Source organism: Brevibacillus sp. YAE8, from assembly GCF_057543335.1.
This window is the reverse complement of the sequence record NZ_BAAIYG010000014.1, coordinates 72,211-86,129: the sequence shown is the minus strand read 5'-3', so window position 1 is coordinate 86,129 and position 13,919 is coordinate 72,211. Positions and strand designations below refer to the sequence as shown.

General features: G+C 54.8%; 10 protein-coding genes. 8 read left to right on the top strand and 2 right to left on the bottom strand.

Going from position 1 to position 13,919, the window contains the following annotated elements; genetic code table 11:
• The first annotated feature begins 227 nt into the window (after positions 1-227).
• From cshA to AC27IT_RS16740, 7 genes are all read left to right on the top strand, one after another.
• The gene (cshA, locus tag AC27IT_RS16770; RefSeq protein ID WP_007779327.1) at positions 228-1,739 is read left to right on the top strand and encodes a degradosome RNA helicase CshA; all 1,512 of its coding nucleotides are present in this window, start codon (positions 228-230) and stop codon (positions 1,737-1,739) included.
• A gap of 940 nt (positions 1,740-2,679) precedes the next feature.
• A complete protein-coding gene (locus AC27IT_RS16765; RefSeq protein WP_007779330.1) occupies positions 2,680-4,113 on the top strand; it encodes a PTS mannitol transporter subunit IIBC in 1,434 nt (477 codons plus the stop codon).
• 64 nt (positions 4,114-4,177) lie between these two features.
• A complete protein-coding gene (locus tag AC27IT_RS16760) occupies positions 4,178-6,286 on the top strand; it encodes a BglG family transcription antiterminator (RefSeq protein WP_026557599.1) in 2,109 nt (702 codons plus the stop codon).
• Positions 6,283-6,717 carry a PTS mannitol transporter subunit IIA gene (locus AC27IT_RS16755; protein WP_007777394.1) on the top strand — a complete coding sequence of 145 codons (435 nt, stop codon included), beginning with the start codon at positions 6,283-6,285 and terminating at the stop codon, positions 6,715-6,717. The genes AC27IT_RS16760 and AC27IT_RS16755 overlap by 4 nt, the downstream gene beginning before the upstream one ends.
• Before the next feature lie 6 nt (positions 6,718-6,723).
• Positions 6,724-7,884, top strand: coding sequence for a mannitol-1-phosphate 5-dehydrogenase (locus AC27IT_RS16750; RefSeq protein WP_221843055.1), 1,161 nt, complete (start codon positions 6,724-6,726; stop codon positions 7,882-7,884).
• A 19-nt stretch (positions 7,885-7,903) separates the two neighbouring features.
• Positions 7,904-9,631, top strand: a complete 1,728-nt coding sequence (ptsP, locus tag AC27IT_RS16745; RefSeq protein ID WP_007777390.1) for a phosphoenolpyruvate--protein phosphotransferase — start codon at positions 7,904-7,906, stop codon at positions 9,629-9,631.
• 14 nt (positions 9,632-9,645) lie between these two features.
• Positions 9,646-9,906 carry an HPr family phosphocarrier protein gene (locus AC27IT_RS16740; RefSeq protein WP_005827500.1) on the top strand — a complete coding sequence of 87 codons (261 nt, stop codon included), beginning with the start codon at positions 9,646-9,648 and terminating at the stop codon, positions 9,904-9,906.
• Positions 9,907-9,988: 82 nt separating this feature from the next.
• On the opposite strand, the gene AC27IT_RS16735 is transcribed toward AC27IT_RS16740, so the two are convergent.
• A complete protein-coding gene (locus AC27IT_RS16735) occupies positions 9,989-11,704 on the bottom strand; it encodes a sulfatase family protein (protein ID WP_487091928.1) in 1,716 nt (571 codons plus the stop codon).
• A 115-nt stretch (positions 11,705-11,819) separates the two neighbouring features.
• Positions 11,820-12,890: a YeiH family protein gene (locus AC27IT_RS16730; RefSeq protein ID WP_487091927.1), complete on the bottom strand. Its 1,071-nt coding sequence runs from the start codon at positions 12,888-12,890 to the stop codon at positions 11,820-11,822.
• Positions 12,891-13,021: 131 nt separating this feature from the next.
• On the opposite strand from AC27IT_RS16730, the gene AC27IT_RS16725 reads away from it, so the two are divergent.
• Entirely contained in the window at positions 13,022-13,918 is an 897-nt protein-coding gene (locus AC27IT_RS16725; protein ID WP_005827505.1) for a LysR family transcriptional regulator, read from the top strand.
• The last annotated feature ends 1 nt before the right edge of the window (position 13,919 follow it).

Genomic DNA, 13,919 nt, shown 5'->3' with positions numbered 1-13,919 from the left:
CAGTTAACGGAGGTATGTTTCTGCGCCAATCTGTTGAGACTAGAGGAAAATGGGCACAAATGCCGTTTGCAATTTTACAGGATGCATGGTACGATTACAGCTATGTTCTTTGTAGGGTGCTTATGTACAATCGGAGATAAAAGGGCATGTTCCGGCTGTAAGGAATAGTGCCCTTTTTTAGTGAGGATTTTATAGAAGAAGGTAAAGTAAAAGGAGACTGACGTTCATTGACTACATTTTATGATTTTGGTTTGCATCATTCTGTTGTAAGAGCGCTTGGCAATATGGGATTCGAAGAGGCGACTGCGATTCAGGAGCAAACCGTTCCTGTTGCTCTGCAAGGCCGGGACTTGATCGGACAGGCGCAAACAGGTACAGGGAAAACGGCTGCATTCGGGATTCCGCTGGTGGAACGCCTCGATGAAAACAACGGCAACATTCAAGGGGTTGTCCTGACGCCGACTCGCGAGCTGGCTGTGCAGGTAGCAGAAGAAATCAACAAGATCGCCCAGTTCAAAAACATTTCCGCGCTGCCGATCTACGGCGGTCAAGACATTACCCGCCAGATCAAGGCGCTGAAAAAGCGTCCGCAAATCATCGTGGCAACGCCGGGCCGTTTTATGGACCATATGCGCAGAAGAACCATCCGCCTCGACGCGATCGAGATCGTCGTCCTGGACGAAGCGGATGAAATGCTGAACATGGGCTTCATTGATGACATCAAGGAAATTTTGCAAGAAGTGCCTGACAACCGTCAAACGTTGCTGTTCTCTGCGACTATGCCGAGAGCGATTCAGGAAATCGCGCAGCAGTTCATGACAGAGCCGGCACTGATTTCCGTCAAGCCGAAGGAAGTCACCGTTCCAAACATCGAACAGCAATATATGGAAGTTGCCGAAAAGCAAAAATTCGACGTGCTCTGCCGCTTGCTCGATATTCACTCGCCTGAGCTGGCGATTATTTTCGGGCGCACCAAGCGTCGTGTAGATGAGCTGTCGGAAGCGCTGACCAAGCGCGGCTACGGCGCCGAAGGAATCCACGGCGATTTGAACCAGGCAAAACGCGACAGCGTGCTGCGCAAGTTCAAGGAAGGCACGATCGAGGTGCTGGTGGCGACAGACGTTGCTGCCCGCGGTCTGGATATCAGCGGCGTAACGCACGTATTCAACTTCGACATTCCGCAAGACTCCGAGAGCTACGTTCACCGCATCGGCCGTACTGGCCGTGCCGGGAAAACAGGTCTGGCGATCACGTTTGTCACTTCCCGCGAAATCGACCATCTGCGTCTGATCGAGCGCGCGACAAACCGCCGCATGGAGCGTCGTTCGGTACCGACGATGGCGGAAGCGTTGGAAGGCCAGCAGCGTTTGACCGTGGAGAAAATTTTGGAGGCGTCCGGCCGCGAAGACTTGAGCGCCTACAAAACATTGGCGGAGCAATTGCTGGAGGATATTGATTCTGTAACGCTCGTGTCTGCTGCCCTCAAGCTGCTGACCAAAGAGCCGGATATGACTCCGGTTCGCCTGACCGAAGAAGCGCCTCTGCGCGTAGGCAAGAAAAAGACGTTCCCGAAAGGAAAAGGCGGATACGGCTCTGGCTCCGGCTTCGGCGGCAAACGCCCACCTCGCCCGCGCAGCGGCGAGTTCCGTCCTCGCAGTGGCGATTCCCGCCCGCGCGGCGGCGAGTCCCGCTCCCGCAGCGGCGAGTCCGCAGGAAGACCATATAACAAACAGCGCTAAGCGCTACCGATAAGGAAAAGCCGATGCAATGGTGATTGCGTCGGCTTTTTTTGCATGCAAGAAAGAAATAGAGAATGAGGGGTATTTTGGTAAAAATTCCTCTTGAATTTAAAGCCAATCATTGTCAAAATGGATTCCAGTCAGAATGACTAATAATCGTATAAGGTGGCAGAATCTCCATGGAAAACAGGCATGTCATAGCGTAAATTCTGATACTGATACCTGCGGTAGTTTCCGTTTACTTTTGGTTTAATCCCAAGAGTTTAATACCCCCGGGATATCAATTGGCCGTTGATGGTTACGTCATTTCTAAGACATTAATGTCTATCTTCGCTATGTACACACTTTCAAAACTAGGATACTTCATTCTGAACAAAAAGGATTAGCTGGTTAGCCAATCCTTTTTGTTTGTTACTTGGGGATCACTTTGCGTCGATTAGTTTGTATTCACCGAATTTCGGATTTTTAACAACATAGGTGTTACTAGAGACGACTTTTCCAGTGACCAGGTCAATCATTTCCCTAGTCCCCTCTTCAACGCTATATTTCACTCTGTATCCCATATATACAGTTTTATTGGCAGGGACATTTAATGTGTAGCCAACAGTGCTACTAATGGAACCGCCTACGGTAACGGGTATTCCTTTGATATTACCCGACACACTGGGAGAGAATGTGACAGATTCTTGAGTCGAGGTCAATGCGGAAACGGGAAAAGTGATGAAGGTGGAAAGAGAAGATTTTTAAGGAAAAGAGACTTCGGCTCTGCGGAGCGGAAGTCTTTTTTTTAGCCGTTATTAAGTTTTGGCAACAATAAGGACGACAAATTCGCGCTTTGATTTTGTTGTGACGCGTATGTAAACGCTTTATATTTGAGGTGTGCACATTATCTGTTTAATCATGTCAACATTTTTATAGACAGGGTAAAGGAGGGTCCAGTATGGAGAACTTGGCGACAAAGAACCAATCTTCCGGCGGTGTGCGAGTCTCGGTACAAAAATTTGGGCGGTTTCTCAGTGCGATGGTGATGCCGAACATCGGCGCGTTTATCGCCTGGGGATTGATTACGGCGTTGTTTATCCCGACGGGGCGATGGCCTAATGAGGAACTGGCCAAGTTGGTTGTTCCAATGATTACGTATCTGCTACCGCTTTTGATCGGATACACGGGTGGGAAAATGATTCACGATGTACGTGGCGGTGTCATAGGGGCCGTTGCCACAATGGGGATTATAGTTGGATCAGACATCCCGATGTTTTTGGGAGCAATGATAATGGGACCTCTCGGTGGTTGGATCATGAAAAAAGTGGACCAACTACTTGAAGGCAGAATTCGTTCTGGTTTTGAAATGCTGATTAACAATTTTTCGGCGGGAATAATTGGGGGGGTGCTTGCGATAATAGCATTCCTAGCGATTGGTCCGGTCGTGACTGGTCTTAGCAAAGCACTCGCTTCCGGTGTTCAAGTGATTGTGGATGCAGGATTGCTGCCGCTCGCAAGCATTTTAGTCGAGCCGGCGAAGATGCTGTTTTTGAACAATGCAATTAACCACGGTATTTTTAGTCCGATTGGACTGGAAGAGTCAGTGAGAACAGGGAAATCAATTTTTTTCCTCATGGAGACAAATCCAGGGCCTGGCTTGGGAATCCTATTGGCATATTGGCTGGCAGGGCGCGGCAACGCCAAGCAGTCGGCGCCAGGTGCGGTTATCATTCACTTTTTCGGTGGTATTCACGAAATTTACTTCCCTTACATCTTGATGAATCCGCGCCTCGTTTTGGCGGCAATAGGCGGCGGAATGGCAGGGGTCTTCACCTTCACGCTGCTTGGAGCAGGACTGGTGTCATCGCCATCGCCAGGTAGCATTTTCGCTCTCAGTGCAATGGCTCCGCGGGGCGGCTTGCTGCCAGTGTTGGCAGGGGTTGTTGCAGCGACAGTCGTTTCCTTCGTCATCGCGGCTGCATTGCTGAAAATGGGCGGCAAGTCCGATGAGGACGAGTTGGAAAAAGCGACGGAAAAAATGCAGGAACTGAAAGGCAAAAAGCAACCAGCAGCAGAAGGAGAAGAGGTAGCGGCGGCGAAAGCAGTGGTGGCTGCCGATGTGAAAAAAGTAGTCTTTTCTTGCGACGCTGGTATGGGCTCCAGCGCAATGGGGGCGGCATCCCTGCGCAAAAAGTTCAAGGATGCCGGACTTGGCGAGATCACGGTTATCAACACCGCAATCAACGACATTCCTGACGATGCCGATATTGTCATTACGCACAAGTCGCTGACAGAGAGAGCGCGGGCAAAAGCACCGTCTGCCGAGCACATCTCCATTGATAACTTCTTGAATAGTCCGGAGTATGACAAGTTGGTCAAACGGCTGGGGTAAAAGGGGATCAACGCTAGTGAAAGCTAGCGTTTTCCCTCTTTGGCGTTAAGGAGGGAGCAAGGGCATGCATGTATCCTCACGGCAGCGATCGATCATGGAAATTTTATTGCAGGAGAAAAAGGGCATAACCGTAGCGCAGATCGCCGAGCGAATCGGCGTGAGCACGCGAACCGTCCACAGGGAGCTGGACGCCCTCGACCCGCTGTTTGCCGAAAGCGGCCTGGAACTGGTGCGCAAGACGGGGGCCGGGGTAGAGGTTGTAGGCACACCCGAGCAAAAGCTGGCGCTGAAAATGTCTGTCCTGCACCAGACGACGACGGAGTTTACCGCCGAGGAACGCAAGGCGATCATCCTCTGCTCCCTGCTGGCAGCCACAGAACCCGTCAAGTTGATTTCGCTGGCGATTGATCTGAAGGTAACGACCGCCACGATCAGCCACGACCTGGACGATCTCGAGGAACTGCTCGGCCGTTACGACCTGACCTTGCTGAGAAAGCGAGGATACGGAGTCGAGCTGCTGGGAAACGAGGCGTCCAAAAGAAAGGCGATCAGCCGTTTGATTGCCGAGCATCTCGATGACCACGAGCTGATCGGGATTATTAAGGAAAACATTCAAAACAAATCTTCGCGGGACATGGACTCGATTTCCCGGCGGCTTTTGTCACTGATCGACCGGGAAAAGCTGATGAAGGTGGAAAATGCCCTGAGCCACCTCGAAGCCGAGCTGCCGTATCCGCTCGCGGACAGCGCCTATATCGGCCTGGTCGCGCATTTGGCACTGGCGATGGAGCGGATTGAAAAAGGCGAAAAGATTCGCTTCGACGAGCATACGCTGAGCGAGCTGGCGGGAACCCCCGAATACGTCGTCGCCAAAAACATCATGGAACGGCTGCAGCACATCTTTCAGATGGAGATTCCGCAGGATGAAATCGGCTATATTACGATGCATTTGCGTGGAGCGAAGCTGCGGCAGTCCCCCGAGGACGCCGTCTGGCCGGAAAATACCGAGCTGGCCGCCTTGACCGCACGCTTCATTGCCCTGTGCGAAGAGCGTCTGGGGCTTTCGCTGCGGGAGGACACGTCTTTGTTTCACGGCCTGCTGACGCATCTGGAGCCGGCGCTGTACAGGCTCAGGCGTCAGATGGAGATTCACAATCCGATCCTCGGCCAGATCAAGCAAAACTACCCGGAGCTGTTTACGGTGGCGAAGGAGGTGGTGGCGGTCCTCCTGCCTGAGCTGCAAGTGCCGGAGGAAGAGGTTGGCTATCTGGTCATGCATCTGGGGGCAGCGCTGGAGAGGGGGCGGCTGGAGCACCATCGCTATCGCGCACTGGTCGTCTGCTCCAGCGGCATCGGCTCGTCGAAGATTTTGGCGACGCGCATCAAAAAGGAAATTCCCGAGATCGTCAGCTTGCGCAACTTGTCCATGTTTGATCTGGGCAACGTGCCGCGCAGCGACTACGATCTGATTATTTCCACCCTGCCGCTGGCGCTCGACCCGGCAGAATACGTAGTCGTCAGCCCGCTGCTGCCGCAGGACGACATTCAAAAAATCAAGTTTCATCTGCACAACCGCCCGGTCCAGGTGGGGGCGGCGAAAAAGGAAAGCAAAATTGTGCCGCCTGGCAGGCAGTCGCAGGAGCAGTTGAAGGCGATGCAGCTCTATGCCACTTACGCCAATCAAATTCTCGATGGCTTATGGGGACAGCGCGTCAGTAACAGCCAGCACGATATGCCAGCTCTTTTGCGGGACATTTGCACAGAGCTGGAAAAACGGGAAACCGTCCTTGCGGCAGAGGCGGTCGTCGAGCAATTGATCGCACGCGAAAAGCTCGGCGGGCTAGGCATCCCCGGCACGTCCATGGCGCTGTTCCACGGCAGAAACGAGGCGGTGCAGAAAGCGTCGTTCACTTTTCACCGCCTGGAGCAGCCCGTATTGCTTCGCTCGATGGATGAAGAGGAGATGCAGGTTGACCTGCTGCTGCTTCTGCTGGGGCCAAAGGAAGTGCCCAAGGAAGGGCTGGAGGTGCTCAGCGAGGTCAGCTCACTTTTGATCGAGGAAGACATGCAGAACTTGTTGCAGACAGGAGAACCACAGCGCATTGCTGATTATATAGCAGGCAGGCTATATGCCTTTTGCCTGAAAAAGACAGGATGGGAGAGAACAAAATGAAAAACATACTGACCACAGAGAAAATCATGCTGAATGCAAAGGCAGCGAACAAGGAAGAAGCGATCAGACTGGCAGGCGAGCTGCTGGTTCGCGCCGGACACGTGACGGCTCAATACGTGGAAAAAATGCTGGAGCGCGAAGAGCTGGCGACCACCTACATCGGCAGCGGCGTAGCGATCCCGCACGGAACGAACGAAGCAAAGGCAGAGATCCAATCCACCGGAATCTCGGTTGTGCAGGTGCCGGATGGCGTCGATTTTGGCGAAGGGAATACGGCGTACCTATTGGTCGGGATTGCGGCAGTAGGCGATGAGCATCTGGAGGTGCTGTCCAATATCGCCATCCTTTGCTCTGAGGAAGAAAACGTGAAGCGGATCGTCCAAGCCTCTACAGCAGAAGAAATCATGGCGATGTTCACCGAGGAGGTGTAGTCGCTCATGCTGGCAGTCCATTTCGGAGCAGGCAATATCGGGCGCGGTTTCATCGGGCAACTGTTGAGACAGGCAGGCTACGAGGTTGTGTTTGTCGATGTGAACACAGCGCTGGTCGACGAGCTGAACCAGAGAAAAATGTATCACGTGCAATTGGCAACAGCAGGAAATCCCCAGTCGGTCGTGGAAGGAGTGCGGGCGATTCACGGGCAGGATGTCGAAGCTGTCGCTGCTGCTATCGCTTCCGCCGATCTGGTGACTACGGCTGTAGGGCCAAACGTCCTCGGGCCGATTTCGGGAGCGATTGCGGCAGGCATTGCGAAGCGACTGGCAGACAATCCGCGTCCGCTTAATGTAATCGCCTGCGAAAACATGATTGGCGGGAGCGCCAAGCTGAAGGAGCACGTTTTCGCGGGGCTCTCCGCAGAGCTGCAGGCACAGGCGACGGAGTTGATCGGTTTCCCGAATGCGGCGGTAGACCGCATCGTGCCGATCCAGCAGCATGAAGACAAGCTGCTCGTTGTGGTAGAGCCGTTTTTCGAGTGGGTCGTGGACCGTTCGCAGTTAGTAGGAGACGTGCCGCAGATCGAAGGCGTCACCTATGTAGACGATTTGGCTCCGTACATCGAGAGAAAGCTGTTTACCGTCAATACCGGCCATGCCGTGATTGCGTATCTCGGCTATCAGTTGGGATTGAAAACGATTGATGAAGCGATGCAAAACGAGAAGGTGGCGAAGGCTGCGAGAGGCGCCTTGCAGGAGACAGGAGCGCTTTTGGTAGCCAAGTACGGCTTTGACGAGCAGGCGCATACGCAGTATATCGAGAAAATATTGGCGCGCTTCACGAATCCGCTGCTCTCGGACGAAGTGGTCCGGGTAGGGCGTTCGCCGCTGCGCAAGCTGTCCCGCCACGATCGGCTGGTAGGCCCTGCGCTGGAATGCATGGAGAGAGGAATCAGTCCCGAGCATTTGGGGTTGGCGATTGCCGCAGCGCTGTTGTTCGACTCGCCAGAGGACGAAGAAGCGGTGCGCATCCAGTCAGACTTGAAACTGTTCGGGTGGGAATATGCGTTGCACAACAACACGGGCATTCCGGCAGGCCATCCGCTGGAGGAAGTGGTGCGCAGACAAGCCCGGCTGATGCAGGAGTGGACCAGTACCAAGTAAAGAAAGGTGGGTGCAAGGAATGTCCCAAAAAATCGTAGGGGTAAAAGCTTCCGCAGGGGTAGCCATCGGCAAGGCGTTTTTGCTGACCGCTCCTGACATGCAAATCAAGACGGTAGCGGTAGAAGATGCTGCCAGTGAGATTCATCGTTTCGAGGAAGCGCTGGAACGGGCGAAGGCAGACTTGCAGCAAATTGCGCTGCGCGTGGAAAAAGAGATGGGCGCGGAGCAGGCCGACATTTTCAGAGCCCACCTGCTTGTCTTGGAGGACCCTGAGCTTGTCGACACCGTAAAAGACAAGATTACACAAGAAATGACGAACGCAGAAAGCGCCCTGCACGACGTCGCGCAGGCGTTTATCGGCTTGTTCGAACAGATGGACAACGATTACATGCGCGAGCGGGCAGCCGACATTCGCGACGTGACGAAGCGTGTCCTGGCGTATTTGCTTGGAGTGAACTTTTTTCATCCCGGCTCTTTGACAGAGGAAGTCATCATTGTGGCGGAGGATTTGACTCCGTCGGACACGGCGCAGCTTGACCGCCGCTATGTAAAAGGCTTCGTGACCGACATTGGCGGACGCACTTCGCACTCCGCGATCATGGCGCGTTCCCTGGAGATTCCGGCCGTGGTCGGGACGCAGACGATCACAAGCGCGGTTCAGCCGTCTACACTCGTTATTTTGGACGGGCATGAAGGCGTGGTCATCATCGACCCGAGCGAGGAAGAGATCGCGCTCTATACGAGGAAGCAGGCGGAGTACGCCGAGCAAAAGGCCGAGCTGGAAAAGCTGGTCCACAACCCGACCATTACGGCAGATCAGCATCACGTGGAGCTGGCGGCCAATATCGGAAGCCCGGCCGATGTGGCAGGCGCGCTCGCAAACGGCGCAGAAGGGGTTGGCCTTTTCCGCACCGAGTTTTTATACATGGGACGGGATGATTTCCCGACAGAAGAAGAGCAGTACCTCGCCTACAAGCAGGTGCTCGCGGGCATGGGCGACAAGCCTGTCGTCATCCGCACGCTGGACATCGGGGGCGACAAGCACCTCTCCTATCTGGACATGCCGGAGGAGATGAATCCGTTCCTCGGCTATCGCGCGATCCGGCTGTGTCTCGACAGACAGGAGCTGTTCCGCACGCAACTGCGCGCCCTGCTGCGGGCGAGCGCGCATGGCAATCTGAAGATCATGTTTCCGATGATAGCGACGCTGGAGGAGTTCCGCGCGGCCAAAGCGATCCTGGAAGAAGAGAAGCAGGGCTTGCAAAACAGCGGAGTCGCTGTATCCGATCGCATCGAAGTGGGTATCATGATTGAGATCCCTGCTGCCGCCATGATGGCAGATGTATTCGCGCGGGAAGTAGACTTTTTCAGCATCGGAACCAACGACCTGATTCAATATACGATGGCAGCGGATCGAATGAACGAACGGGTAGCCTACCTGTACCAGCCGTATCACCCTGCGGTCCTGCGGCTGTTGCGCAACGTCATCGAGGCAGGGCACAGCCAAGGCAAATGGGTAGGGATGTGCGGAGAAATGGCAGGCGATCCTGTTGCCGTACCGATCCTTTTGGGACTCGGCCTCGACGAGTTCAGCATGAGCGCGAGCAGCATTTTGCCAGCCCGCAAGCAGATTAGCCAGTTGAGCCGGGAGGAAATGGCAAAGCATATCGACGCGATTTTGCAGATGAGCACATCCGCGCAGGTAGAAGCGTTTGTCAAAGAAACAATTTTGCAAGAAGACATCTAAGGAGGCACAACAGGATGGTGGAGAAGAAAATTGTAGTCCAATTGCCGCACGGCTTGCATGCGAGACCGGCAGCTAATTTTGTGAAGATGGCCACGTCCTTTTCCAGCGAGATCAAGATCGTCAAACAGGAAAAGACGGTCAACGGAAAGAGCATCATGGGCATCATGGCTTCGGCGATCGCCAAAGGGGAGGAAATTACCCTGATTGCCGATGGCGTAGACGAGAACGAAGCGATTGCGGCGCTGGAAAAAGTGCTGCTGTCGCAAGAAGGATAAATTCCGGAAAAACCCCCTTTCTGACAGGGGGTTTTTCTTTTGACACAAAGCAAAGCGCTTCGTGAGAGCAAGCTTGCTTTCTTCAAGAGTGCGCTCCGTTGCCTTGCTGCCGTGACTCGCGTCGAGGCGTGAGCCGCTTCTGCTCTCGCTGTTCGACCAGCATCCGCTCCATCTGGCGGCGCACAGGCTCTGCGGAAGGATTGGCATAGGCAGGTGCGGCGAGATTGCGCATTTCAGATGGATCTGTGCTGAGATTGTACAATTCGTATTCGGGTTCGATGGCCGGGGAAGACTCGGCAGGTGATGGGGGCACCGCGAAGTAACGAGAGTATTTCCACAACTCCCGGTGTCCATGTCCAGCAGACGGCAGGCAGGCTATGACGGTTTCGATCCGGTTCGGCTCGATGACGGAGTGATAGGGCTGGCCGAACAGGCTGATCTGGTGCTGTCCTTTTGTCACATCATCCTCCGACATGAAGTATAGCGGCCCGGTATCGCTTGCGTCTGTTTCGCCGTTGCCGAGAATCAGCGCAGAGAAATCTTTTCCCGCAAGCGGGCGGACTTCGCTGTGAGTCAACTGCAATTCTGCGGAAATGGCCGCCACATCCGCATGGGCACAGCCGAGCAGGGTCGGGAGGATATCCACATGGCTGGTCAGCATTTCGGTAGACAGAGGCTGTGGAAAAAGCAGCGGATTGTGGATGATGAGCGGGAGGTGAATCGCTTCCTCGTAGGCGCAATACCATTTTTGATGGAGCCCGCCGTGTGCCCCCAGCAGTTCGCCGTGGTCGGATGTGAACAAAATCAATGTTTCCGGGTAAAAGGACGTTGCCGTCAATGCTTGCAGCACGCGCATGATCTGTTGATCGGCATTTTTTTGCAACTGGTAATACAAGCGGCGGTAAAAAGGCTCGTCTGAGATCGGCTGGAACGCTTGTGGATAAACCTCGCGATAGCTCGCCTGGCAGCGCGGCTTCGTCTCAAGCGATTCGTGCCGGGTCGGAGGCGGAGCGATTGCGGGCACGGATGGCTCTACTTCAAAGCGAAAAAGCGGAACTTGTGCCGAGATATCCCCATAGAGGGCGATATCGTGTGGATTGACAAAAGAAGCGACGATGAGCCACGGCTGGTACGTCTCCGGGCGTGTGAGCCGACTTTTTTCCTGATCGAGCCAACCGAGCAGGCTGACAACCTCGCTGCCGTACACCACGTCCCGGCCGTTTACGCCGATGGCGGCTGACGAGCCTGAATTGTGCGGGGCTCTGCCGTGCGGCTCAGGGCCGATCCAGCCGGAAAAGCCGTAGTCGTTTAACCGATTGGCGCGCCAGTACAGGCGCTCCTTTTCCGGGTCGGGCATGCCTGTGCCGGAATCGTAGCTCAGGATGGGCAGATGCGTGCCCGGTACCCAAATATCGCGATCGGATATGTGCCATTTGCCTTTGTAATACGTGCGGTAGCCGAGAGCGCGGAAGTAGTCGCCCATGGTAGGCACGGTGTTTGGATCGAGCCAAAACATGTCGCTGTCAGGGGAGCTTTTGGCGGCGCCGCTCGTCTGGGTGACGCCGTGCAGGGACGGGTACTGCCCGGTAAACAGCGTGGCCCTGCTGGGACAGCAGGCTGTCGCGCCTGCGTAGTGGCGCTTGAACTCCAGGCCGTGGCTGCGCAAAAAAGAATGAGCGGGAAGCTCTGCATCGCGCCAAGCCCGCACAGAGGCTTCCTCGTAAGCGGGCGGATAGCGCTCCTGATCGACAATTATCAACAGGATGTTCGGACGGGTTTGAAAAAAGCGACTCAACATATGGACGCCTCCAGGTGAGATGTTCACACTGTTATCAACATATGGGGATAAGCTTTGTCCTTATCCACAAAAAAACGCCTGGCTGCGCACCAGGCGATGATGGGTTCTCCACAGGCTAGATCAGCATGTAGGACAGCGCGGATAACAGGATCGAGGTAATGGACATGGCGATCAGCGGCTTTGCCGCTTTTGAGCGCAGGGCACGCAGGTTGACGTTCAGTCCGAGACCGACCATCGCCATGGTCAGCACGAAGGTGGTCAATTGGGCCACTCCGGCGTTGAAGGCGGCGGAGACAGGAATGTGCTTGCCGAGCACGTAGCTTCCGAACAGGCTCATGACCAGAAAGCCGATCAAAAACCAGGGAAACTCGATTTTGGCTGCGCCTTGCCTTTTCCCGCTGCGCTTCATCCAGAACATCAAGAGAAAACAGAGCGGGACCAGCAGGAGCACGCGTCCCAACTTGGCCAACAGTCCCATTGCCAGGCCGTCCTGCCCGGCAGGCGCGGCCGCGAGTGCGACGTGGGCGATTTCATGCAGGCTGATGCCCGACCACATCCCGTAATCGACGGCAGTCATAGGCAGAAAAGGGCGCAGGACGGTGTAGGCGATTGCGAAAACGGTTCCGACGAGCGCGATGATGCCTACGCCAATGGCGGTATCTTCGTCTTTGGCCTGGATGATCGGCGAGACGGCAGCGATGGCCGCTGCTCCGCAGACTCCGGTTCCTACGCCGAGCATGAGCGAGAGCGAGGTGTCGGCTTTCAGCCATTTGGCGATCAGCATGGTGAACGCGATGGAAAAAACGATGACTCCTGCGTCGTAGACAAGCAGTCCAAGTCCTTGATGCAAAACGACGCCCATATTCAGCTTCAGTCCGTACAAAATGATGGCGAGCCGCAGCAAACGCTTGGCGGAAAATTGAATCCCTGACCGCAGCGGCTCCGGATATCCCCAAAACTGGCGATAGGCCACGGCGATCAGGATGGCACAGGCCAACGGTCCGACCCGGTCAAAGCCGGGAATGTAAGCTAAGCCGTAACCCAGTAGCGCGATGACAAAGGTGAAGGCGACACCGCCGAGCCAGAAGGAAACAGGGGCAGGTATGTTGTGAGGCTTGCTTTCAGCTTTGACAGATGCCTGGTCGTTGTCGTTCAATGGCGCGCTTTCATGCAGCGGGGAGGCCATTGCGATCACTCCTCGAACAGATTTGACAACCAAAGCATAAAACAACTATAACAATAAGAAAAATAAATCATTGCTATGATGATGATAAGTAAAAGCGTATAGTTGTTGGAAAAAGAAGAGGGGGATGCTGCATGGATCAGCAACTGCGCGTATTTGTCACGGTCGCAGACAGGCAAAACTTTTCGCGGGCCGCCGAAGAATTGCACATGACACAGCCAGCCGTCAGCCAGTACATTCTCTCGCTGGAGCGGGCGATCGGGACGAAGTTGCTGGAGCGCAGCAACAAGTACGTCAGGTTGAACAAGGCGGGGGAGATCGTTTACCATCATGCCCGGGAAATTTTAGGGCTGTACACGCGCATGCAGAGCCTGGTCGACGACTTGATGAACACGCCGAGTGGGCATTTGACGATTGGCGCCAGCTACACGTATGGAGAGTATGTCCTGCCTCACGTGATCGCGAGGCTGCGCAAAGACTACCCTTTGATTACGCCGACGATCACGATTCACAATTCGACCGTCATCGCTGACCTGGTAGCGACCCGGCAACTGGATGTCGGGATCGTGGAGGGGGAGTACGTGAACGAAAAAATGTGCATCGAGCCGTTTGCCGACGATCGCATGTACGTGATCGTCTCCCCGCAGCATCGGCTGGCAGGCAAGGAGAAGGTTGCGGTCAGCGAGCTGATGCAGGAGACGTGGATTGTGCGGGAGGAAGGCTCCGGGACGCGGGAGGCGGCGGAAAAGATGTTTCGCCAGCTCAAATTCCAGCCGCAGAAGCGAATGGAGTTCGGCAGCACACAGGTGATTAAGGAATCGGTAGAAGCGGGCCTCGGGATCAGTCTCTTGTCCTATTGGGCGATCCGCAAAGAGCGCCAGTTGGGGACGCTCTGTACCTTGAAAGTAGCGGGCACGCCCGTGACGCGGGATTTTTCGCTGGTGACGAAATCGAACGAGTTCCAGACGAGAGCGTTGGAGATTTTCATGGATCTGATTCGCTCGCACGTGCCGGAGGGATCGCACGTCTGAA

Coding starts and splice junctions, on each gene's coding strand:
- AC27IT_RS16765 (WP_007779330.1), top strand. CDS start 2,680: ATGGAGAACTTGGCGACAAAGAACCAATCTTCCGGCGGTGTGCGAGTC.
- AC27IT_RS16760 (WP_026557599.1), top strand. CDS start 4,178: ATGCATGTATCCTCACGGCAGCGATCGATCATGGAAATTTTATTGCAG.
- AC27IT_RS16755 (WP_007777394.1), top strand. CDS start 6,283: ATGAAAAACATACTGACCACAGAGAAAATCATGCTGAATGCAAAGGCA.
- AC27IT_RS16750 (WP_221843055.1), top strand. CDS start 6,724: ATGCTGGCAGTCCATTTCGGAGCAGGCAATATCGGGCGCGGTTTCATC.
- ptsP (WP_007777390.1), top strand. CDS start 7,904: ATGTCCCAAAAAATCGTAGGGGTAAAAGCTTCCGCAGGGGTAGCCATC.
- AC27IT_RS16740 (WP_005827500.1), top strand. CDS start 9,646: ATGGTGGAGAAGAAAATTGTAGTCCAATTGCCGCACGGCTTGCATGCG.
- AC27IT_RS16735 (WP_487091928.1), bottom strand. CDS start 11,704: ATGTTGAGTCGCTTTTTTCAAACCCGTCCGAACATCCTGTTGATAATT.
- AC27IT_RS16730 (WP_487091927.1), bottom strand. CDS start 12,890: ATGGCCTCCCCGCTGCATGAAAGCGCGCCATTGAACGACAACGACCAG.
- AC27IT_RS16725 (WP_005827505.1), top strand. CDS start 13,022: ATGGATCAGCAACTGCGCGTATTTGTCACGGTCGCAGACAGGCAAAAC.